This window comes from Methylacidiphilum caldifontis, from assembly GCF_017310505.1.
In the GTDB taxonomy this organism is placed as follows: domain Bacteria; phylum Verrucomicrobiota; class Verrucomicrobiia; order Methylacidiphilales; family Methylacidiphilaceae; genus Methylacidiphilum; species Methylacidiphilum caldifontis.
In genome coordinates this window covers 1,219,210-1,242,017 of record NZ_CP065957.1, presented here as the reverse complement: position 1 = coordinate 1,242,017, position 22,808 = coordinate 1,219,210, and the positions used below count along the sequence as shown (strand labels likewise).

20 protein-coding genes are annotated in these 22,808 nt (G+C 41.7%); 11 read left to right on the top strand and 9 right to left on the bottom strand.

All coding sequences use genetic code 11. The features are described 5' to 3' along the window. Positions 1–64 precede the first annotated feature (64 nt). A complete protein-coding gene (gene gltB, locus IT6_RS05785; RefSeq protein WP_206825516.1) occupies positions 65–4,621 on the bottom strand; it encodes a glutamate synthase large subunit in 4,557 nt (1,518 codons plus the stop codon). A gap of 372 nt (positions 4,622–4,993) precedes the next feature. On the opposite strand from gltB, the gene trpA reads away from it, so the two are divergent. The 7 genes from trpA to hisF all read left to right on the top strand — a co-directional run bounded on the left by trpA (position 4,994) and on the right by hisF (position 9,777). Continuing rightward, a complete protein-coding gene (gene trpA / locus IT6_RS05780) occupies positions 4,994–5,788 on the top strand; it encodes a tryptophan synthase subunit alpha (protein WP_206825514.1) in 795 nt (264 codons plus the stop codon). 40 nt (positions 5,789–5,828) lie between these two features. Beyond that, the gene (ruvX, locus tag IT6_RS05775; protein ID WP_206825512.1) at positions 5,829–6,269 is read left to right on the top strand and encodes a Holliday junction resolvase RuvX; all 441 of its coding nucleotides are present in this window, start codon (positions 5,829–5,831) and stop codon (positions 6,267–6,269) included. Positions 6,270–6,290: 21 nt separating this feature from the next. Next, a complete protein-coding gene (locus IT6_RS05770) occupies positions 6,291–6,977 on the top strand; it encodes an acyloxyacyl hydrolase (RefSeq protein WP_206825504.1) in 687 nt (228 codons plus the stop codon). Further along, positions 6,974–7,741 (top strand): tRNA pseudouridine(38-40) synthase TruA, encoded by a 768-nt coding sequence (gene truA, locus IT6_RS05765; protein WP_206825502.1) that lies wholly within the window; start codon positions 6,974–6,976, stop codon positions 7,739–7,741. The genes IT6_RS05770 and truA overlap by 4 nt, the downstream gene beginning before the upstream one ends. A gap of 196 nt (positions 7,742–7,937) precedes the next feature. Beyond that, the gene (locus tag IT6_RS05760) at positions 7,938–8,411 is read left to right on the top strand and encodes a hypothetical protein (RefSeq protein ID WP_242524109.1); all 474 of its coding nucleotides are present in this window, start codon (positions 7,938–7,940) and stop codon (positions 8,409–8,411) included. Between the two features lie 68 nt (positions 8,412–8,479). Continuing rightward, complete coding sequence (locus IT6_RS05755; protein ID WP_206825500.1) at positions 8,480–8,962, top strand: tRNA (cytidine(34)-2'-O)-methyltransferase; 483 nt, start codon at positions 8,480–8,482, stop codon at positions 8,960–8,962. A 41-nt stretch (positions 8,963–9,003) separates the two neighbouring features. After that, positions 9,004–9,777, top strand: coding sequence for an imidazole glycerol phosphate synthase subunit HisF (gene hisF, locus IT6_RS05750; RefSeq protein WP_134439854.1), 774 nt, complete (start codon positions 9,004–9,006; stop codon positions 9,775–9,777). Here hisF and IT6_RS05745 read toward each other — a convergent pair. From IT6_RS05745 to IT6_RS05735, 3 genes are read right to left on the bottom strand one after another with little or no spacing between them, the layout of a single operon-like run. Next, positions 9,745–10,920, bottom strand: coding sequence for a glycosyltransferase family 87 protein (locus IT6_RS05745; protein ID WP_206825499.1), 1,176 nt, complete (start codon positions 10,918–10,920; stop codon positions 9,745–9,747). The two genes, hisF and IT6_RS05745, sit on opposite strands and share 33 nt — an antisense overlap. Next, on the bottom strand, positions 10,917–11,711 hold the full coding sequence (locus tag IT6_RS05740; protein ID WP_134439856.1) for a polysaccharide deacetylase family protein: 795 nt from the start codon (positions 11,709–11,711) through the stop codon (positions 10,917–10,919). Before IT6_RS05740 ends, IT6_RS05745 begins: the two co-directional genes overlap by 4 nt. Continuing rightward, complete coding sequence (locus IT6_RS05735; RefSeq protein ID WP_134439857.1) at positions 11,689–12,435, bottom strand: dolichyl-phosphate beta-glucosyltransferase; 747 nt, start codon at positions 12,433–12,435, stop codon at positions 11,689–11,691. Before IT6_RS05735 ends, IT6_RS05740 begins: the two co-directional genes overlap by 23 nt. A 136-nt stretch (positions 12,436–12,571) precedes the next feature. On the opposite strand from IT6_RS05735, the gene IT6_RS05730 reads away from it, so the two are divergent. From IT6_RS05730 to trmB, 3 genes are all read left to right on the top strand, one after another. Then, positions 12,572–13,015, top strand: coding sequence for a thiol-disulfide oxidoreductase DCC family protein (locus IT6_RS05730; RefSeq protein ID WP_134439858.1), 444 nt, complete (start codon positions 12,572–12,574; stop codon positions 13,013–13,015). 33 nt (positions 13,016–13,048) lie between these two features. Further along, the gene (locus tag IT6_RS05725) at positions 13,049–13,432 is read left to right on the top strand and encodes a dUTPase (RefSeq protein ID WP_134439859.1); all 384 of its coding nucleotides are present in this window, start codon (positions 13,049–13,051) and stop codon (positions 13,430–13,432) included. Between the two features lie 101 nt (positions 13,433–13,533). Further along, entirely contained in the window at positions 13,534–14,184 is a 651-nt protein-coding gene (gene trmB, locus IT6_RS05720) for a tRNA (guanine(46)-N(7))-methyltransferase TrmB (protein WP_206825498.1), read from the top strand. Positions 14,185–14,217: 33 nt separating this feature from the next. Here the strand turns inward: trmB and IT6_RS05715 are convergent, their stop codons facing one another. Then, positions 14,218–14,979, bottom strand: coding sequence for an outer membrane beta-barrel protein (locus IT6_RS05715; protein ID WP_242524108.1), 762 nt, complete (start codon positions 14,977–14,979; stop codon positions 14,218–14,220). A 305-nt stretch (positions 14,980–15,284) separates the two neighbouring features. On the opposite strand from IT6_RS05715, the gene pheT reads away from it, so the two are divergent. Next, complete coding sequence (gene pheT / locus IT6_RS05710) at positions 15,285–17,588, top strand: phenylalanine--tRNA ligase subunit beta (protein ID WP_206825497.1); 2,304 nt, start codon at positions 15,285–15,287, stop codon at positions 17,586–17,588. A gap of 236 nt (positions 17,589–17,824) precedes the next feature. Here the strand turns inward: pheT and trmFO are convergent, their stop codons facing one another. The 4 genes from trmFO to IT6_RS05690 form a co-directional block, all read right to left on the bottom strand. Further along, a complete protein-coding gene (trmFO, locus tag IT6_RS05705; RefSeq protein ID WP_206825496.1) occupies positions 17,825–19,171 on the bottom strand; it encodes a methylenetetrahydrofolate--tRNA-(uracil(54)-C(5))-methyltransferase (FADH(2)-oxidizing) TrmFO in 1,347 nt (448 codons plus the stop codon). A 56-nt stretch (positions 19,172–19,227) separates the two neighbouring features. Beyond that, entirely contained in the window at positions 19,228–20,976 is a 1,749-nt protein-coding gene (gene ilvD / locus IT6_RS05700) for a dihydroxy-acid dehydratase (protein ID WP_242524107.1), read from the bottom strand. Positions 20,977–21,022: 46 nt separating this feature from the next. Further along, positions 21,023–21,817 carry a TatD family hydrolase gene (locus IT6_RS05695; protein WP_206825495.1) on the bottom strand — a complete coding sequence of 265 codons (795 nt, stop codon included), beginning with the start codon at positions 21,815–21,817 and terminating at the stop codon, positions 21,023–21,025. Positions 21,818–21,887: 70 nt separating this feature from the next. Beyond that, the gene (locus IT6_RS05690; protein WP_206825494.1) at positions 21,888–22,682 is read right to left on the bottom strand and encodes an MBL fold metallo-hydrolase; all 795 of its coding nucleotides are present in this window, start codon (positions 22,680–22,682) and stop codon (positions 21,888–21,890) included. Between the last annotated feature and the right edge of the window lie 126 nt (positions 22,683–22,808).

The window sequence follows — 22,808 nt, the reverse complement described above, 5'->3', positions numbered from 1 at the left end:
AAGGCTATCGAATTTTTGTTTCTTCGTCAAAGGTGTCAGAAAAAGGTATTAAATGCAATAAACCTTAAACTTTAATTTCTTGAAACATTTCTTTAGAAGCAAGTTCTTTTGCTTTGGGTTTAGATTGAGGAGGTTCCAAGGGAACAACTTTCCAAAACAAAGTTCTTGCCGTTTTCCAATTCTCAAGAATTTTTTTTGCGGTGGTGCTACCCGTTTTTTCTAAATGATCATAGAGAATCTGTTGTAGTTCTTTATCCTCGTCATTGGTTGACAATCTTTCTAGCCTGACCATCTGCAAGTTACAATTATCCGGGAAACTCCCTTCTTCATCATACACATAAGCGATTCCCCCTGACATCCCAGCGGCAAAATTTTTCCCCGTTTTCCCTAGGACGATCACTTTGCCTCTTGTCATATATTCACATCCATGATCCCCAATGCCTTCAATCACAGCGGTTGCCCCACTATTTCTGACAGCAAATCTTTCTCCCGCTTTGCCACAACCATAAAATCTTCCTCCTGTGGCCCCGTAAAGGACTGTATTACCACAAATCACGTTTTCTTCAGGTTTAAACAAGACCTCTGCAGGAGCTTTGAGAACAATTTCTCCACCACACATCCCTTTGCCCACATAATCATTAGCTTCTCCTTCCAGGCAGATATTTACACCGTTGACCAAAAAAGCTCCAAGACTTTGCCCCGCACAACCCGAAAGGTTAAGTTGGATAGTCCCATCGGGAAGTCCGCTGTCCCCATAAAGATAGGCTATAGTTCCAGAAAGCTGTGTTCCGATGCTCCTATTGATATTTTTAACTTTGTAATGGATAGAGATAGGTCTTCGGGTTCGAATTGCTGATTTTGCTTGTTGAAGGATGAGATCGTCAAGTGGTCGGTCACCCTGGAAGTCATTTCTTTCCCAAGTGTGATAACGGGGCTCGGTTTCCATCCCCTCGGGCTTCCAGAATAAGGAGCGGAGGTCTAAGAGTTGGGCCTTGGGATGATGGGGGAAAGTTTTTTGTTCAAGAAGATCAGTCCTTCCAATAATCTCGTTTATTGACCGGACACCAAGGCTTGCCAATATTTCCCTAACTTCTTGTGCAACCGCATTAAGATAGGCGATAACGGCTTCCGGAGTTCCCTTAAATTTTGTTCTTAGCTTTGCATCTTGAGTAGCAATTCCTGTTGGACAGGTATTGAGATGGCAATGACGGACATAAACACAACCCATGGCTATAAGGGCCATTGTTCCAAAATTGTATTCCTCAGCACCCAGGATCGCTGCAATTACTATATCTCTGCCTGTACGCAATCCTCCGTCAGTTCTTAACGTTACCCGGCTTCTCAGCCCGTTAAGCATAAGAACCTGCTGGGTTTCGGCTACTCCTAACTCCCAGGGTGTTCCCGCATATTTAATCGAAGAGATGGGAGAAGCTCCCGTACCGCCTTCATTTCCACTGATAAGAATGATATCAGCATGGGCTTTGGCTACACCCGCAGCGATCGTTCCTACACCTGCCTCTGAAACGAGTTTTACGCAGATCTTTGCCCGAGGATTTGCTTGTTTCAAATCGTAAATTAACTGGGAAAGATCTTCGATACTGTAAATATCGTGATGAGGAGGCGGGGAGATGAGAGGGAAACCAGGCGTACTTCTCCGCAGCCGGGCGATGACTGAGTCGACTTTAAAACCAGGAATTTGTCCTCCTTCTCCGGGTTTAGAACCTTGTGCCATTTTAATTTCGATCTCAGCAGCATTAGAAAGATACTCTGCGGTGACCCCAAATCGGCCTGAAGCCACCTGCTTAATCAGGCTATTTTTGGAATCTCCGTTGAGCAAAGGACTGTACCTTTCGGGGTCTTCGCCACCTTCTCCCGTATTGGATTTGCCCCCTATCCTGTTCATAGCAATGGATAGAGTCTCGTGAGCTTCAGGGGATAAAGCTCCATAAGACATGGCTGCGGTGGTAAACCGTTTTCTGATTTCTTCGACCTGTTCTACCTCTTCGATAGGGATAGGAGTTTGTGGGCGAAAGGTTAAACAGTCCCTAATGGAAATGGGAGCATTCTTGTTTATCGCCTCTGAAAACCTCTGGTAATCTTCAACTTGTCCAGCTTTATTTTTTCCCTTTAAGCCCACAAAAATATGAAGGGAGTTGATGGCCTGGGGACTCAAGGCATGTCTTTCTCCCTCTCTTTTGTAACGGTAGTAGCCCATGTCCATGAGTTTATGATCAGCGCTGCCAAATCCAAGTTCATGTCTTTGAAGGGCTTCTTTTGCGATCTGCCGGTAGTTTAGCCCGCCGATCCGTGAAGGGGTATTTTCAAAGCAATCATTAATAACCTCTTCTCCAATCCCAAGAGCTTCAAAAAGTTGGCTCCCGTGGTAGCTGGATATCGTAGAGATTCCCATTTTCGATAAAATTTTAAGTAGTCCTTTTTCTACGGCCAGTTTGTAATTTTGGGCTATCTCTTCTTTGGTCAAGTTCCCGAAAGCTCCGTTTTGGTGAAGATGTAAAAAGAGATCCAAACAGAGGTAAGGATTGACGGCTGTAGCCCCGTATCCAATAAGACAGGCGAAATGATGTACATCTCGACATTCAGCCGTTTCACAGATCAAAGAGAGTTTTGTCCTTTTCCCTGTTCTGATCAGATGGTGATGGACAGCACCTACGACAAGAAGCATGGGCAGGGCAGCAAGTTTTTCATCGACTCCCTTATCCGATAAAATGAGGATGGAGACTCCTTCATCTGCCGCTTCCTCAGCCTCTTTTTTGATTTCCCAAAGCCGAGCAAGAAAGCCTTCTTCAGCTCCTTCCACAGGGAAAAGGCATTTTATGGTTCTTGATTGCAGGGAAGGCTCAGGCCTCGATCTCAGATCCTCTAGATCAGAATCGAATAGAAAAGGGGAACTGAGCCGAAGGACTTCGTAGTCGATCGGTTTTGCAAGAAGCCATTGGGGAAAGCGTCCACACCAGATCTCCAGGGACATTACCAGTTTTTCGCGGATGGGATCTATTGGAGGGTTTGTAACTTGAGCAAACAGTTGTCTAAAGTACCAGTAGAGTAACTTTGGTTTGTCTGAAAGAATAGCTAATGGGGCGTCATCTCCCATGGATCCGATGGCCTCTTCAGCTTTCTGGGCCATGGGTTTAAGTACATATTGGATCTCTTCTTCATCGTATCCAAAGCATAGAAGATTTTTATTCAGCCCTTCTGGATCTTTAAGAAAAGGGGTAGAAAAAGATAATTTCTTATTTATTTTCCTGTGACACTGTTTGAGAAAGGAACTGTAGGGATACTTTGAACAGATCAAGGATTTAATTTCTTTGTCTCTGAGGATTTTTTTAGCTTCGATATCTACAGCAATGACTTCTCCTGGACCAAGCCTTCCTTTTTCTATAATGGTTTTATCCTCTACTTTTCCTATTCCTGCCTCCGATCCAAGAATGAATAATCCATCGGTGGTAATCCTATAGCGGGCGGGCCGTAATCCATTACGATCAAGACAAGCTCCAACAATTCTTCCATCGCTAAATACAAGTGCTGCTGGGCCATCCCACGGCTCGGAAAAAAGTTCGTTATAGAGGTAAAAACTTTTGAGTTCTTCTGATATATGCTTTTCAGCTTGCCATGCTGCAGGGACAAGCATATGGATGGCTTCCAAAATATCTCTGCCAGAAAGATTGAGAAACTCAAGGACATTGTCTAAACTGGCCGAGTCACTGGATGCTGGAGCTATGATCGGAAGAAGATTCTCTACCTCCCTTCCCCAGGGTTCGGATATTTCAAGAGCCTTCTCTTTTGCTCTTGTCCAGCTCCGATTACCCTGGATGGTATTGATTTCTCCGTTATGAGCCAAGAGCCTAAAAGGCTGGGAAAGAAACCATGAAGGGAAAGTGTTTGTGCTATACCTTTGGTGATAGATGACAAAAGGCGTTTTAAAAAGGGGATCATGGAGATCAGAGTAGAATTTTTGAAGTTGTGGGGATACAAAAAGTCCTTTATAAACAATGGTTCGGCAAGAGAAAGAAGGAATGTAAAAATCTTTTATGCCCTGTTGAGCAATTTTATTTTCAATTTTTTTTCGGCATAGAAAAAGGAGCTGTTCGAAGGCAAAATTGTCTAAAGATCGGTCAAGAGGCTTTGCCATGAGAAGTTGCTCTATTTGGGGACATGTTCTTTGAGCTTTATCTCCAAGGGCATCCTTGTGGACAGGAACAGTCCGCCAACCCAGGATAAAGATGCCCTGCTCTTGAACCGTTTCTTCAATGATTTTTTTACAGTGAGCTTGAACGTACAAGTCTTCCGCAGGCAAAAAGCAAAAACCAATAGCTAAATCCTCATTTTTAAAGAGATGGTGCCCAGTTTTTTCGATTTCGGGCCTAAAAATATCGTAAGGAATCCTTGTCATGATTCCCGCTCCATCGCCCGTTTTCATGTCTGCATCGATAGCCCCCCGATGGGACAGGGCACAGACACAGCGCAAGGCAGTGTCTAAGATCGAGTAGTTGCTGTTACCTTGCACGTCAGCTACAAAGCCCACCCCACAGCTAGATCTTTCCATCCCTGGAATCCATAAAGGGGGCAAGTTTTTTTGATCAAAAATTTTCTTTTGATGCATGTTTTGATTATTCTAGGTAACTTTACCGAGGAGGCAAGGCATGACTAATATTTTTTTTAAACTTTGTTTTATATTCTTTTTATAAGCCGTTTCTCTAGATAACCCAGTTGTCCTTACTCGACAATAAGCGGGTTGGCGACTGATTGGATTGATTCCATAAGGAAACAAAAACCTTAATAGTTTTGGTTCTTTTTGAAAAAAGTTTTTCTTTCATTTATTTGAGAATAAAAGTCGAGTGAAAAAAAGAGAAAACAATGCATCTGGCCTGTTTTTACAAGAAATTTGTAGTTAAAGGGAAAAGGATTCAAATTGGCTTTTTATGAATAAAGCTCTTTTTTTTCGGCTCGACTCCAGCTAATTTCTTTTATGACGATGAATGGAAAGATTTCAAGCACTTTTGCCGAGTTAAGCCAAAAAGGGCAAAAAGCTTTTGTTCCTTTTCTAATGGCTGGAGATCCTTTCTTTGAGCTATCTCTTGATCTTGTAGAAGCACTCGATGAAAGTGGTGCCGATATATTGGAACTGGGTATTCCTTTTTCTGACCCTTTGGCTGATGGGCCTATAATCCAGAAATCGGCTATGCGAGCTTTGAAAGAAGGAATGAACATCGACAAAGTTTTTAGCTTACTTCAAAGGATTCGAAAAAGAACAGACATTCCGGTTGTTCTTTTTTCTTATCTTAACCCGATTTTTCGTTACGGACTTGAGCGGTTTGCTGCCAAAGCCGCTGATAGTGGAGCTGCCGGAATGCTCATTGTGGATCTGCCTCCTGAAGAGACTCTCGAAGGGCTTGATTTCTTGGAAGAAAAGTTGGATCGGATTCTTCTTGTTACTCCTTCCACTTCTTTGGATAGAAGAAAGGTTATAGCAGCCAAAAGTCGAGGTTTTCTTTACTGCGTTTCCCGTTACGGCATAACAGGGATACAAAAGGATTTATCGGTGGAAGCCTATGAGCTGGTCAAGTCGTTGGAAGCTTTAAAGAAAGTTCCCCTTTGCGTGGGTTTTGGAGTGTCTTCTGCGGAACAGGCTAAAATTGTTGCTTCTTATGCCGACGGTGTTGTGGTGGGGAGTGCTTTGGTTGACGAAATTTCAAAGATTGCAGAGGGGAAAAGCTCCATAGAAAGATTCAAAGACTTTGCTTTTTCTCTTGCAAAAAGTGTTCATTAAAAGCAAAAAGGAATCTAGCGATTAAACAAAAAATAGAGTAATGGCGATCTTGTCTATAGATTACGGAAGCAAATATATTGGATTAGCGATAAATGACGAAACTTTGTCGATTGCTATTCCTCTTGAATCCTTGCCTGCAGAACCAATAACAAAATTTATCGGGAAACTCAAAGAGATCATCATTAAAAATGAGGTGAGTCTTCTTATTGTGGGTTTGCCAAGAAATATGGATGGTTCATACGGGCTAGCCGCTGAAAAAGTAAGGCAGTTTGTTCTTAAGCTAAGACAGTGGATTCATATCCCGGTTGAATTTCAGGATGAGAGGCTAAGTACAAAGTTTGCGGACAGGCTACTTACTCAGGGCGGTTTTAGAGGCATAGAAAAGAAAAAAAGGATCGATAGTTATGCTGCTGCGGTTATACTTCAGTCTTATTTAGATGTACTTCCCCTAAAGGGGAAAAAAGCTGGAAGTACTGTTTAACATTTTGATAAGAGAAAAAAAATGCGTTTTGTATTTTGTGTTATCTTGGGTATAGGATTGTTGTTACCCGCCTTAGTCAAAGCTAGCCCTGGTGGGGAAACAACATACTCACAGAGTGAAGATCAAAATGTATCTGGAGTACCCTTAAAAACCGAAGAAATACCTGAAGTTGCCCTTTTTAAAGAAGGGGCCAACGAAATCATGTTTATGACAGGAGGGCTTTTTTCCACCGCATCGGGTAATGGGAGATATCCTTTCGATGAGATCCCGACCCTTACCTATTGGGGTTGGATGCTCACGACTCCAGACAAAGGAGGCATTTTTCGCGGGAATCTCGAAGTTCTTGTAGGTCTTTATGCTAGTGCAATTATAAAAGGTTTTGGAAGTACCGTTGTGGGGCCTCAGATTTCTATTCGGTATAATTTTGTCCAACCGAATAGTCGATTTATTCCTTTTGTTGAAGGCGGGTTAGGTTTTGTTTTTACGGATGCCTACACGGTCAAAACCCAGTCGATGATTGGGCAAGCCATAGAATTTACCCCTCAACTTGGGGGTGGCTGTAGATATATGCTGGATACCCATTGGTCGTTTAATTTCGAGATTCTCTTTCACCACATGTCTAATGCGGATATGGCCAGTAGAAATATCGGAGTAAATGAGTTGGGAGGATTGATTGGATTTTCGTACCTTTTGGGTCGGCCTCATTGAACTTAGCTCTTGTTGGCTATAAGCTTATTCTTTCTTATTATGGTAGCGGTTTCCATGGTTGGCAAAAACAGGGGAAACTGCCTACAGTCCAACTTTATCTTGAAGAGGCGGTTGCCAAGATTTGGAAAGAAAAGATCCCTGTTGAAGGCGCAGGACGTACTGATGCGGGGGTTCATGCACTAGGACAAGTCGCTTCTTTTGTTGCCCAAAAAAGATTAGAAGCCGAAGTGCTCAAACGGGCCCTGAATTATCATTTGGTTGAAACCATTCGCATTTGGGATGTCCATATAGTTTCTCAAGAGTTTAGTGCTCGGTTTGATGCAATGGCTAAAACCTACCAATACATGATCTGGAATAACCCGGTTATGGATCCCTTTTATATCTGGAGGGCATGGCATATACCAAGGCCGTTGGATATAAAGGCGATGAATGAAGCAGCTCAGCTGTTTGTGGGTAAGCACAATTTCTTGGCTTTTGTTACAAGTCCTGGAATGCCTATTAAAAACCCTATTAGAACTGTTTTCCAGTGTTCTTTTGCCCAACAGCAAAGCCTTTTACTTTTTACAATTAAAGCCGATGGTTTTCTTTACCGTATGGTTCGCAATATAGTGGGGGCATTAGTCAAAGTGGGATTAGGGAGATTAAGTTTGGAACAGTTAAAATTCATTTTTGAGAGTCAAAAAAGGACACTAGCCCCTGCCTCAGCCCCCCCGTGGGGCCTATATCTTTTGTCTGTTGATTACCCACAAGACAAGGAAAGCTGAAAAAAGGAGGGTTTGTCTCATCCTGCTGCTCTAGTTATCTAAAGAGGAAAGTAAAAACTAAACTATTAATTAATTTTATTGTTACATTAGCACATATACGCAACTCATACTTTATTTATAATATAAGCATAACTTAATATATTTTATTTGACACATTAATAAGATAATGTAAAAATATGAACTATTATTAATATCAATGAATGGAGGTGTTATGAACTATCCAGCAACTTTTGATACAGTGAAGCATACGAAGCCCCAAAGGGGGTTGGGCATATTTCCGATGACAAGGTTTTTTGCTCTTGTCTATTGTTGGATTTCTGTTCCGGCTTTGTTAGCCTATTTTTATGAAAGGTTAGCTAGGGCGGGAATGGATCATTTTTTTATTCTAAAAAGGATAGTAGAAAGAAATTTCCTTTTGCTATCGGTTGATGTCCTGGGCATCGCATTGGCTTGTTTGATCTTAGCAAGGACAAAGATAGCGGTTCAGAAAGAAGAGCATAATCTGCTTAACTTTTGTGGAATGCTTTGGATTGGTTATCTTGTCGCTCGGTTATCTACACCGGGACATATTCCTATCAGTCTTTGGATGGGTGTTTATGCTTTCTTTTTAGCATTGATCGTTCTTGTTTTAAAGGAATGGTTATTTAAAGCCGAAAAGAGAGAAAAATAAGCTCTTTATTCCCCGCGCCTTCTGACTAAGGAGTTGATAAAAGGCGCGGGGAAAGCTTTATTTCTCCTATGGGAAATAAAGGATTTGGTTTAGCGATCGTTCTTGTTGCTCCTCAAATCCCTCAAAATACAGGTAATATAGCCAGGATGTGTGCAGCGACTTTTACTGAGCTGCATCTTGTAAAACCACTTGGTTTTTCTCTGGAAGATTCCTCCTTGAAAAGAGCGGGATTGGATTACTGGAGCGAAGTCAAACTATTTCTCTGGGAAGGGTGGGATGATTTTGTAACGAAAAATCCCAATAAAAAATTGTTTTTTTTTGAAACAGGAAATTATCCTTCTTATTTTACAGCTTCTTTTTCACCACATGATGTTTTTGTTTTTGGTCGAGAAACCAAGGGATTATCAAAAAGGATTCTATCCCTATATCCCCAATCCATTTTTTCAATCCCCATCCTTAACGGTGCAGTTCGTAGTCTCAATTTAGCTAATTGCGTATCGATTGTCCTTTATGAGGCTTTAAGACAAATTTATACCAAAAATTCAAAATAATTTTGCTTCATCGATAACAAAGACTACATCATTTCTTTTATATGCTGGCCAAAAGAATTATTCCCTGTTTAGACGTCCATGCGGGAAGGGTAACTCGAGGAAAACAGTTTGGTAAGGCTGAGTTGGGTGAATTAACCGATGTGGGGGATCCGACTTTGCTGGCGCTGAAATATAACGAAGAAGGAGCCGATGAACTTGTTTTTTACGATATTACGGCAAGCTACGAGGGCAGGGGAGCTTTGCTTGATGTCTTACGCTCTGTAGCCCGGAGCTGTTTCATACCCCTAACAGCGGGAGGAGGAATAAAAACCGTAGAAGATATAAGGGAAGTATTACTGGCCGGTGCAGATAAAGTCAGCTTGAATACAGCTGCCTTGGCAAACCCCGCACTGATTGAAGAGGGAGCTCGAAAGTTTGGTTCGCAGTGTATAGTTTTATCTATTGACGCTAAAAGAGTTGCAGAGAACTCTTGGAAAGTCTTCAGTCATGGAGGAAGAAAAGAGTCGGCTTGGGAAGTAAGGGCATGGGCGATGAAAGGAGTGGAGTTGGGAGCTGGAGAAATTGTTATAAACAGTATTGATGCGGATGGGACAAAAGAGGGTTATGATCTAAAGCTTATAAGAGTACTTGCAGATATGCTCCCTGTTCCCGTGGTGGCCAGTGGAGGGGCAGGAAAGATGGAAGATTTTGCATTAGCACTAGAACAGGGCCATGCCGATGCAGTTCTTGCAGCGGGAGTATTTCATAGGGGGGAGATTCATATCGGTCAGCTCAAATCCTATTTAAAGAAAAGGGGGTTCCCTATCCGGGTTTGATGGGAGAGGACAGCAGAGTCGTTTTTTAATGAGGAGAAAGACCAAAAGACTTTGGACAAAGAGGCAAATTGCAGGTTTCAACCATAGCCCTAGCCTAACGAATGTCCCTCCCAAAGCTTCTATTCCTAAAAGAGGAGTCAAAAGGATGAAAAGAAAGGCCGCTTTTTGTTTTTTTTCGGTTGATAAAAAGTAAAGAGAAAAAAAAGCCATGGACAGGCCTAGAAACACATAAGAGTTAAGTTCGGTTCGAGGATTGAAAAGGAGCAGATAAGCCGTTGAAAAAGAATAGAGTAGAACAGAGAACAAGGAAGGATTCTTTTTATCAAAAGCCATGCCAAGAAGAATTGTTCCTATAGCTCCAAGGAGCCGGATTAACAGCGAGAGGGAAGAGGAAAGTTTCACACTGAATGCAAAAAGGAGTCCCTGGATATCAGCGAAATTGGCTTCGGTGGGTTGAGAGACGGTAAGCATCCGTTTAAAGAACAAAAGATATTGTTCATAGACATAGTGCAGGTCGTTTAAAGAAAAGAGGAAAGGGAAAAGAATAAAAAGGAGAATGGTTGCCAAGGCTGTTTTTCTGAAAGCGGGGAAAAAAAAGGCGGCATATAAAAAAGGATATAGGGCAATGGGTTTAAGAATGAGACTAATAAAGAAAAAAAAAGCTGCTTGAATCCATTTTTTTTCACCACAGCTAACGAAAGCAAGGAGTAGTACTGCAGCCAGGGCAAGATTAGTTTGGCCGTTCCTCAAAGAAGCCATGGCGCTAACCATGACAAGCAAGGAGAAATATAAGAAAGCCTTTGGTTTGAGGAGTGGGAAAAAAGAAGAGCTCACTTTTTGAATAGCCCCAATAAAAAGACCCAGAGAAAAGAGTCTCCATAAAATTTCTCGTGGCAGTGGGGCCAAGAAAGCAAAAGGACAAAAAAAAAGTGCAAAATGGGGAAAATAGAGAAAACCATGAATGCCCTCTTTTTCGTACAAGGGAGCTTTCTCGATGAATCGCTCAGCGGCTTGAATATAAGCTAAACTGACAGTTCGTTGCGTTGGGTTGTGGGCGATCATAAGACAGATGACCACAAAAAGAATGGCCCACAAAGCATAGCCTGCCCATTGTTCTTTTGAAAAGAGGGGTTGGGTTTTCATTTTATTTTAGGGCTATTTTCAGGGTGCACGACATCGCTGAGCCGGGCAAAGGAAGTTTCAAAGGATTGTAGCCAGCTTATATAATCTTCTAATCTTTTTAATAGGGTTTTCCCATCTATGGATTTTGCGGCTTTGGGCATTGCATAGCTTTTAATCTCTGCAAATTCCCAAGGATGAAAAAAAACGTTAAGATAGCCTTTTTCCTTCAGGGTTACCCATGAAAGAATTTTAAAGATTCGTAGAGGTATGTTTTTAAAAGTAAGCCAACAGAGAGGGAAGCGAATGATTGGCGTAGTCGAGATTGGAATCTGGATAATGCCTTGTTCGAAGAAAATTTTTCGAGGATAGTGAAGGTAATTATATCTTCCAGGAAGCCATGTTGGGTTAATCGAGGAGTTATAGATGTATCCGGAAGCAACTAGAGAAGGACAATCAACGGGTCTGAATCTAGGGCTACGGTAGCCTAAAACCTGAGTGGAGCAGAGCTCTTCAAGAATTTTCTTGGAAAGGAAAAGATCTTCTTCTTTTCCAGAGGGGCTGTGGTCCAATCCGTGAGAAGCGATCTCATGCCCAAGCTTGAGAAGGGTTTCAGTAAGGGAGGGTTTTTTTAAAGCAAAAGAGGCGGTGATAAAAAAAGTGGCTATGAGCCCTTTTTTTTGCAACAAATCCAGAAGATATTTCAATCCTTCGGAAGACACCTCAAATTGTTTTTCTTCATCTAGGGGTTGTCCGTATTCGCAAGGAATATCGAACTCTTCAAGATCAAAGTTAAGGTAGATTTTGCCGGTCATATTCACCGATGCTGTCAAAATGTTTGATTTGCAGCAGTTCTTTTAACATACGCAAAGAATCACCAAAAAGTTTGATTTTAGAATGTTTGTAGGAATGGGTTGGTGATACTTTAACAGGAATTTCAACAATTTTGTATCCCAGTTTCCTTGCTAAAAAAATGAGTTCAACGTCAAAAGAAAAGCCCTCGATTTTTTGCATTTTGAAAAGTCTTTCGGCAACATCCCTTCGAAAAGCCTTAAGCCCAGCTTGGGTATCAGAATAGGGAAGTCCAAGGATAGAGCTGACCAGTTTATTGAAACAGAAACCAAGGACTTTTCTTCTCAAGCTTCTATCCCAACTTTTCCCTTTTTTCTCTGATACCCTACTGCCTATAGCGATGTCACAATTTTGCAATTTTTCTTCGAATTGAGGCAGATAATCGAGCGGATAAGCTAAATCCCCATCCAGAAAACAGAAATGATCACCTGTGGTATGCTTAAAACCCTCCCTGATTGCGAAGCCTTTTCCTCTATTGGTTTTATAATCAATAAGCTGGACTTGCTTTGTCCGGAACTCATTTAATGAGGTTTTAAGCAACATACCCGTATTATCCGTCGATCCGTCATTGACAAACACAAATTCGTATTGAGGATGTTCTTGAGCAAAACGGCAGATAGACTGGCTGACGGCTTGAATAACTTTCTCTTCGTTATAAACGGGAAGAACGACGCTGAATAAGGTCATGGAATCAAAAGAGCTAGAATAAATCTTAAAAAATAAAAAATAAAATTTTTATTCTGTTACTTTTTCTTTGGCATAGTTCATAGTTTTAATAAACCAGCAGATTTTGTTTTTTCCCCTTGTTAGTTATTTTTCAATCGTGAATCATAATTTTTCTACCCCAGACAACAAAAAAGATAAACAAATTATCTTTTTCGATGGGATCTGTGCTTTATGCAATTCTTTTGTTTCGTTTGTACTAAGAAAAGATAAGGATCATTGTTTTGTCTTTGCTCCAAGGCAGGGCAAGTTGTTCGAGAATTTTAAGGAATATATGAGTGATGAACAGAAAAGGGTGGATTCAATCGTTCTTTGTCGGTATAAGGATGGACGATGGGAGTTTCTTACTGAATCAAAGGCTGTAATTGAGATTTTAAAGTGCCTGGCTGGCTTTCGTTTCCTGGCCAAGGTACTTGGCTGTTTGCCTCGGCCATTTCTGGATAAAGTATACAGAACAGTAGCAAAAAATCGCTATCAATGGTTTGGGAAAAGGGAAAGTTGCAGGCTACCTACCGCTGAGGAAAGAAAATTTTTTTTTGATTGATCCCTATTTTCTCTTTGTAACAATAAAAAGGAAATGACACCTACACAGGATAAACTTGAGCGGATATTTGAACTGCAGGAAAAATTAAATTTGAAAATTGGGGTGGACCCTAAAAGCATGGATCAAGAATCGAAAATGCAGTGGCTTTTAAACTATACCCGTGCGATTAGCCAAGAGTTAGCTGAATTGGTCGATTGTATCCCATGGAAATGGTGGGCAAAGTATCAGAAACCAGACCTGCAGAATGCAAGGGTGGAAGTTGTCGATCTGTTGCACTTTCTAGTTTCCACGGCCCAACTCTTAGACATGAGTGCAGACGATCTTTTTGAAGCTTACACCAAAAAACATCTTGTAAATGTTAAAAGAATTGATGGGGGCTATCATTCCAAAGACGAAAACGATTGCAAGCATATTTGATTTCTCTTTTCCTTTCCTTTTGAGGGAAGATTAACCTATTGAGCTAGGATGTACAATTTGCCCATCAGTTGTATCATATATAAGTAAAGGGATCAGAGGAGATGGTTGATCAGTTCTGTTTCTATCCAGAGAGCAAAACCCTTGAAGTAGAAACCCAAGACCCTTTGTTGGCAAGCCTTCCACAGGGGGGAAATGAGATCGACTCAAACTCTATATTCGGACAAACTGTTCCATTTATTCTTGATTTAGGAGCAGGGGAAGGGTCTTTTGCCCTAGCCTATGCCCTGCAAAACTCAGGTGGCTATGTTTTAGCCATAGAAAAAAAAATAAGTCGGGTGAGGAAAATAGTAAGAAAAGCCAAAAACTTAAATTTAAAAAATCTAAAGGTGCTTCATTTTTATTGGGAGCTCTTTTTAAAAGATTATTGTAAAAGCTCTGCTGTAGATGAAATTCATATTCTTTTTCCTGATCCCTGGCCTAAAAGAAGACATCATAACAGAAGAACATTAAATTTCCAAAGTATCGAGTCGATATCCAGGGTACTTAAACCAAAAGGTTTATGCCGGCTTGTTACAGATAACCAAGATTATTTTTTAGCTGTAACAAAACTGTTTAACTTGTCAGCTGATTTTGAACTTATAACGCCAAAAAAGAATTATCCTGAAAGCCTATTTGAACAAAGGTTTAAAAAAATGGGCATCCCTTACTTTCAAGCTTTGTGGGAAAAAAAAGCCGCTAAAGGATGCCCTTAAACTTAAATTAATTTTCCTTCTATACTCCTTGTACTAGAAAGCATAACCAATGGCCAAAAGCCCAAGGGGTATCATGGCATGGCCAATAGTAACTTGGGTGGCCCCAATATTATATCCAGAAAGCGTATCCGTCCAGATCCACTCGAACTGGGCAGCAGCAAGCCAATGTGCAGTTATGAAATAGCGGACACCCGCTATGGGCTGAAAAGCAAAAGCCCAATTTGTCCCAATGTTAGCACTTGCCACTTCAGCATTCACAACAACTGCCCCAACTCCGAATCCGACATAGGGTTCAAAATTACCGATGTGATAACCAACTGTGCCGTTGACCATGAAAGCGCCAATATTAAGGGCGGTATTCATGCTCGGAAGGCTTAGATAATGCCCTGTGCCAATATAGGCTGCTTCAGCTTCCACTGTCCAGGCCAGATGGGTTTCGGTATCTAACCAGTGGTAACCTCCAAGGACTCCTAAAACTGTGCTAAAATTAGTATTGACAGTAATAGGCCCACCAGGATTAACAAAACCATCGTTAGCTCCTACAAAACCGGTGCCCGCGCCTCCAGCAATGTACCAAGCTCCAACAACACGTTTGGCTTCTCCCCCAGCTTTTTCCATCGCCTTTTTACTTTCCTGATACTTCGCATCGCTATCTTTACTTACCGCTATTTCATCCCCTTCAGCTATACCCGTTGATTCTACCTCCTCGGCTTTCAGGTGATGAAAGCCCAATCCCAAGGCAAAGAATAAAACGCTAAGCCCAAGTGCCTTGAAAGTCCATTTATTCTTCTTCACTTGATTTATCCTCCTCTTTCAATTACTATTATTAAATTTATTTATAGTAGATTAACATTAATAACCATCTTTGTGTCTTTAGCTAATTTTAAGAAAAAAATCAAAAAGAAATTATTATAATTTTCTTTTTATGTTTATGATTAATCTTTATCTGGGAAAAAGCTGATCGGGCATACTAGGAAAAAGAAGATTAAATTATATTTTCCATGGTTTTTAGTTAGTAATCTTTTTTATGATTAAGGAAAAAAAAGATGGTTTAAGCTTGAGAATAAATTGGGTTCGTCATTGAGTAATACAAAAAACCGATGAAAATATCCATTAACTGGCTTAAGGATTACATAGAGTTGGAGCAACCGCTTTCTGCCATTGTTGAAAAGTTGACCATGGGGGGGGTGGAAGTTGAGGAAATCAAGGAGGTTGGGATAACTGAACAAAATATTATTGTTGGGGAGATTGTCAGTTGGGAAATCCATCCCAACGCGGACAGGTTAAGATTGTGCCAGGTTTTTACAGGGACAGAAACATTAAAGGTGGTTTGTGGGGCTAAGAACTTTGATAGGGGTGATAAGGTGGCGCTAGCTTTGCCTGGCGCGGTGCTTCCTGGGGGCATACAGATTGGTGAGAGAAAAATTCGTGGAGAACGTTCATATGGGATGCTTTGTTCTGAAAAGGAACTTGGACTTTCCGACGCTTCAGAAGGGATAATGATTTTATCGAAAGATGCGGTTGTAGGCTCTGCTCTTTCTTCGATTTTTCCTAAGGATCACATTCTTGATCTTGAAATTACCCCGAATCGGTCCGATCTTCTTAGTTATATTGGCATTGCTCGGGAACTTGCTGCCTTAGGATCGGGAAAACTTAAAGCTCTAAGCTTTTTGACTCATCAACCTTTTGAGATCCCTGCTCGGGGTTTTGGCCGGCTAACTATTGAAAATGAAAAAAAATGTCCTTTTTATTCGGGTTGTTTGCTTGAGAATGTCCATGTGGGTCCCTCTCCCCATTGGCTTGCTTCAAGACTGAAAGCGAGCGGGTTCAGGCCGATCAATGTTGTCGTAGACATTACCAATTATGTTCTTCTTGAAACGGGTGAACCTCTTCATGCCTTTGATGCCGACCGGTTTGGTTCTTTTGACATTCATGTCAGAGATGGTCGGCTAGGAGAAATTTTTGTGGGATTGGATGGAGGGCAATATGAGTTAAACGAATCGGACCTCGTGATATCGAGTCCCAATCGAGTGGAAGCCTTGGCGGGCGTTTTGGGAGGAGCTGGCTCGGCCATTACTGATTCGACAACTTCTGTACTTCTTGAATCGGCTTGGTTTGATCCTCTTTCTATTCAACAAAGTTCAACTCGGCTTGGAGTTGTGAGCGAATCGTCCTTTCGGTTCTCAAGAAAAGTAGATCCCCAGATCGTTATACCTGCGAGGAACCGAGCGGTTGAGCTACTTAAAAGACTTACGGGGGCAAGCCTTATTGACTATGTGCAGTCGGGGACTCTTCCCCTGGAAAAAAAGGGTATAAAGCTACGGAAAAAAAAGCTCCAGGAATTTACCGTTTGTTATTGGCCTGAAGAAGAAGTGGAAGATAAACTCAGATCTTTGGGATTAACCTTAAAAGCAAAGACCGAGGAGATGTTTTGGTGGGAGATCCCTTCGTTTCGTCAGGACCTTGAAATTGAAGAAGATCTTATTGAGGAACTGGTTAGACTCAAAGGATTTTCAGATTTTCCTTCAAGGATTCCCTCAGGTTTTGCTTTGCCTTCCCAGGCAGAAAAAGAGTGGGATAAGGTTCTTAGTCTTAAGCAGGTTCTTGCTTCAAAGGGATACCACGAATGTATAACCATTCCCTTAGTAAGCGATGATGAGCAAACAGCCAAGCTTTCTTTATCCAATCCCTCTTCCATCCATTATGCAAAGCTGCGGTGTTCTTTCCTCGATTCTTTGTTGAGTGTGGCCAATACGAATTGGAGACGGGGCAATAAAGAAATAAAGATTTTTGAAGTAGGCAATCTTTTTTTTAACATTGAAGGGGTGGTTCATGAAGAGCTGAGCTTAGGCATACTTGTTGCTGGAGAAATGGGTTCGCTCCATTGGATGGAGGGTCGAAGAAAAGTAGATTTTTATGACTTAAAGCAGATTATCGATTATCTTGAAGACAAAAAAGGGTTTTTCAAAGAAGATCGTCGGTATTTAAAAGAAATTAATATTGATTTTATTCGAGGATTAGATCTCCCCTTACCCTGTTTTTACGCCGAGTATTCTCTTGAAGAATGGAAGAAAAGAAAAGATGAAATCCCCCTCTATAGACCTCTACCTACTCAACCCTCTATTCGAAGGGATATCGCTATCATTGTGGATAAGGAAATTGTGCATGAAGAAATTCTTAAAGCGATTGGTGAGCAAAGGGTTCCTTTTTTGGAAACTGTAGAGCTGTTTGATATTTTCGAAGATTTGCAAGGCAGCCGCATAGCTCAAACCAAGAAGTCTATGACCTATGCTTTGACATTTCGAGCACCTGATCGCACTTTGACAGATGACGAAATAAATATTATAATAGTAAACATAAAGGAAGAGCTAAAAAAAAGGATTGGCTGTAGTTTTAGGGAATAATAAAAAGGTTTTTGAATTTTATGGATTTCCCTTCACTGCACGTGATTGGAATGTTTGCCTTTCCTTCGATGTTAATACTGATAGGGCCTTAACGCTCTTGATAGGACGCCAGGCCTTAACTGGAAGGCGAACTTTCGGAGCGCGTCCTTTATGTCCATAAAGGAATGAAAGGTCTCATTCACACGGCAGTGAGGGGATTTTTTTTAATTAAAATCCTTTTTGACCATCTGCCAGAATCAAGAATACCCTTCATTAATTTGCCTGGCCAAAGCTTCTATTTTTTTTAAACTTCTCTGACTTAAAGCAAGAGTTCGGGATATTTTATCTTGGGGTAGGTTGTCTTCCAAAGAAACGTTAAACAAGCCAAAATTGGCTTTCATAGGCTGGAAATACTCTGGATCTGCATGGGTCATGTACCAGACAAGTTCTCCGATCATGGTTTGTCTTGGAAAAACAAGGGGTTCTTGACCTTGAAAAATTCTTGCCCCATTGATACCCGCAACGAGTCCACTGGCTATATTTCCTGCATAGCCTTCAAAACCTGCCAGTTGGCCCGCAAAAAAAAGAAGGGGCAGTATCTTAAATTGAAGGGTAGGGAAAAGGACTTTGGGACTGTTTATGAAAGTGTTTCGATGAAGCTGCCCATACCGGACAAATTCAGCTTTTTGCAATGCGGGGATAATCCTAAAGATCCGGTCCTGTTCTTTAAAAGTAAGGTTGGTTTGAAATCCAACCATATTGTAGAGGGAAGCCGCTATATTATCTTGCCGGAGCTGGACCACGGCATAGGGTCTTTTTTTAGTTCTTGGATCCATTAATCCGGTAGGGCGCAGGGGACCGAACCTTAAAGTATGAAGCCCTCTTTTAGCCATAATTTCGATGGGCAGACAACCTTCAAAAAAAATTTCTTTTTCAAAGTCATGGAGTTTTACTCTTTCCCCTTGGGCCAGTTCTTGACTCAACTCTATATATTGGTCTTGAGTTAAGGGGCAATTGATGTAGTCGGCTGAGCTGTTGGAATCAGAGTAGCGCGAAGCCTTGAACGTATAATTGAAGTCAATGGAATGAGCATCGATAAGGGGACAAAGGGCATCATAAAAATAGAGGAAAGGAGATTGGATGAGTTGTTGCAATTTCTCTGCAAAGCGTGGGCTTGTTAAAGGACCTGTTGCAATTATACAAACCGTGCCAGTGGGCAGATCAACAACTTCTTTTCTTATAAGGGTGATTAAAGGATGTTTTAAGATATGTTGAGTTACGGTTAGAGAAAACTTTTCTCTATCTACGGCAAGAGCTTTTCCTGCTGGCAAAGCACAGCTGTCTGCAATTCTAACAAGAAGAGAATTTAATATCCGCAGTTCTTGAAGGAGCAATCCTGAAGCATTGCTCAGTAGGTTCGAACCCAAGGAATTGCTGCAGACTATTTCAGCAAGATGATCGGTAGAATGCGCTCCAGTGGTTTCGAAAGGTCGCATTTCATAAAGAAAAACAGGGACTCCTCTTTGAGCTATCTGCCAAGCGGCCTCCGAACCTGCTAGTCCGCCTCCTATAACAATAACTCCCTTTTTCGAGCAATCTTTCACTTAAAGAAAAATGACCCGACGGGTAGGGGTAAAAAAGGAATTTTTTTTAAAATTCTTTAGAACAGGTCAGTCACCGCTCCAAGATTAGCCTGGCTTACCGTTTTTGCAAACTTGTACAATACCCCTTTAACATGGAGGGGAGGAGCTGTCCATTGAGAGAGTCGACTTTGAATGACAGTTGGACTGACATGGAGAGTAATTTCTTTTTTTTCAGCATCAATAGTGATTCGATCCCCATCTTCTACCACAGCTATAGGTCCCCCAACTGCAGCTTCAGGGCAAACATGACCGACAACAAAACCATGTGTGCCTCCAGAAAACCGACCATCGGTAATAAGAGCGACATCTTTGCCTAGCCCTTTGCCCATGATCGCTGAAGTGGGTGCAAGCATTTCACGCATGCCAGGTCCACCTTTGGGCCCTTCGTAGCGAATGACAACGACATCTCCTGCCTTAATGGTTCCATCGAGAATTTTTTCTAGAGCCTTTTCTTCGGAATCAAAAGGGCGGGCTATACCGCTAAACTTTTTGCCCTCCTTACCGGTTATCTTTGCTACGGCTCCATTTGGAGCAAGGTTCCCGTAAAGAATAACAAGATGGCTGTCTTTTTTAATCGGATCAGAAAAGGGTCGTATAAGGGTTTGAGAAGGAGGATAATCGGGAACATGGGCAAGATTTTGTTCCAAGCTCTTACCGGTAACAGTAAGACAATCTCCATGCAGAAGTCCATAATTGAGCAACCGTTTCATCAGTGGAGCCAACCCTCCAATTTGGGAAAGATCAGCAACGGAATATTTCCCAGACGGTTTAAGATCGGCCAAAACAGGAACATTTTTCCCGATGCGATCGAAGTCATCAAGGTTGAGATCAACTTCTGCTGCATGAGCAATAGCAAGAAGATGAAGGATAGCATTGGTCGAGCCTCCCAAAGCGATAACTACAGTGATGGCATTTTCAAAAGCCTTTTTAGTTAGGATATCTCTAGGTCTTATACCAAGCTCGATAAGATTAAGTACGGCTTTGCCTGCAGAGCGTGCATCTTCGCTTTTATCGATTGAAACTGCAGGATGAGTAGAGCTATTAGGAAGCGACATCCCAAGGGCCTCAATGGCACAAGCCATGGTGTTCGCTGTATACATGCCTCCACAGGATCCAGGTCCAGGTATGGCATGCTGTTCAATAGCTAAGAGTTCTTCTTGGGAAATCTTTCCCCCTGAATAGGCTCCAACCGCTTCGAAAACTGAAACGATATCAAGATTTTGCCCTCCATAACAACCCGGTAAAATTGTTCCTCCATAAACGAATACGGCAGGCCTATTTAACCTGGCTATAGCGATCAGGCAACCTGGCATGTTTTTGTCACACCCTCCCAGGGCCACAAGTCCATCCATGCCTTCACAACAAACCACCGTTTCAATGGAATCGGCAATGACTTCCCTGGACACAAGGGAATATTTCATGCCCGCTGTGCCCATCGATATCCCGTCTGAAATGGTGATCGTATTGAATATGAGGGCTTTTCCTCCAGCTTCGGAAGTTCCCAAAGCTGCTTCCCGGGCAAGCTTATCGATATGCATGTTGCAAGGGGTAACCTGACTCCAAGTCGATGCCACTCCGATAAGATCTTTTTGTGATAAGTCGTTTGAAGAAAAGCCTAAAGGATAAAGCATCGACCGGTTGGGAGAACGGACAATGCCATCGAAAATCGCTGAGGAGTAAGCCCTATGCAGACTTTGTTTTGAGCTTTTTGGCTTCTTTGTTTCTTCTTCTACAAGACCGGAGGACATATCTTTATCTTTATTCATAACAATCTTTGGTTTGTGGTGTCTTGGAATAATCTTGAGTTTCTGTTTATCTTTGAAAAGAAAAAAATGAGTTGGCTGTCAGAGAAGTGCACTGAGCAACCTCTTCAAGGGAAATCGCTTTGATTTTTGCAACTTCCTCCGCAATCCTTCGGACATGGGAGGGTTCAGCTCTTTTCCCTCGAAAAGGGACAGGAGCAAGAAAAGGACAATCCGTTTCAAGCATAAATTTATCCAAAGGAGTCGCTTTGAGAGTTTCTCTTACATCCTTTGCGTTGGGAAATGTCACAATACCGGTAAAAGAGACAAAATGACCTTGGTCAAACAGTCTTTTTGCATCCTCTATTGAACCTACAAAGCAGTGGAATACCGCTTTAATCTTTCCCTTGTATGGAGCCAGTAGAGAGAGAGTTTCTTCAAAAGCTTCTCTTTGGTGGATAATCACGTTAAGATGGGCTTGGTCGGCTAGCGCAAGTTGGAGTTGAAAAATCTCCCTTTGAATTTTTTTCCTTTCTTCGATTACATCGGCGGTTAGGGAAGGATCAAATTTATGAAAGTCCAGCCCCATTTCACCTAAGGCTACAATTTTGGGCTGATCGAGCAGCTCCCCAAGCTCTTTTTCAAAACCCTTTGGGGTTTCGTGAGCTTCTAAAGGATGAATTCCTACTGCCGCCCAGACCTCCGGAATGCGCTCGGCAATACTAATGGCCTTTCTTGAACTTTTGAGGTTTGTACCGATAGTGATTATTTTGTCGATACCCGAATCGATGGCACGCTTGACCACCTCTTCTAGGTCTTTAGAAAATTGGGGAAAATCCAAATGAGCATGAGTTTCTATAAACATAAAAAGAAGGCTGCTGTTTTATTGTCCTTTTTGCAAACTAGAAAAGGTTTAAGTAAAATTTAAAAACATTTTAAAAGCTAATTTCAAGTCCATCGTAAGCCACATAAATGTCTTTGGGTAGGCTAGATTGCCTTTCTTTATGAGATTTATGATGGGTAAGATGGGTAAAGAAAGTTTTTTTTGCCCCTATGCGCCGGGCAATCTCGATCGCTTCGGCAGTGCTCAGATGCGTGGGATGAGGGTCATCTCTCAAGGCATCGATGATCAGAAATTGGACTGCAGATAATCTTTCGATCGTTGTTCGAGGAACGGTTTTACAATCAACCAGGTAGGCGAGGATTTTTTGTCCATTCAACTCGAAGAGATAACCGAGAGTGGTTGTTTTTCCGTGAACCAAAGGAAAGGCGCTAATCGTAAAGGGTCCAATTTCAAAAGGATTTTCTATGACATGGGGAGTGACCTTGAGGTAGCCGTTTTTTTCTGAGGCTGGATCAAAAGCATAGGGAAAGATCCTTTTTAAAGTGGAAAGGACTTCTTCCGAACCATAAATAGGCAGCCTTGTGCCACAGAGGTCACAAAACCTTCTCAGGTCATCAAATCCCATGATGTGATCGGCATGCGAATGAGTAAACAAGATAGCGCTTAGATGATTTATGTTTTCTCTGAGACATTGCAAACGCAGTTCAGGAGGGCTGTCTATAAGTATGGAGGTGTTGCCACTGCTAATGTAAAGTGAACAACGGGTTCGTTTATCACGCGGATCAGTAGACCGACAAGTAGCACAACCACAACCAATCATAGGAACACCTTGTGAGGTTCCTGAACCAAGAATGACAATCCTAGATGTTTCAGAAAGCAAACCCATATTTACCCGTGAACCAAACAGCTGTGAAAAAGAAGGAAAGGGTCCAACATTTTTTTAAATTGTTTGACTAGAACCGAAAAAATCTAGTTTATAACAAGAAGAGAAAAAAGAAAAAACAAAAGGATA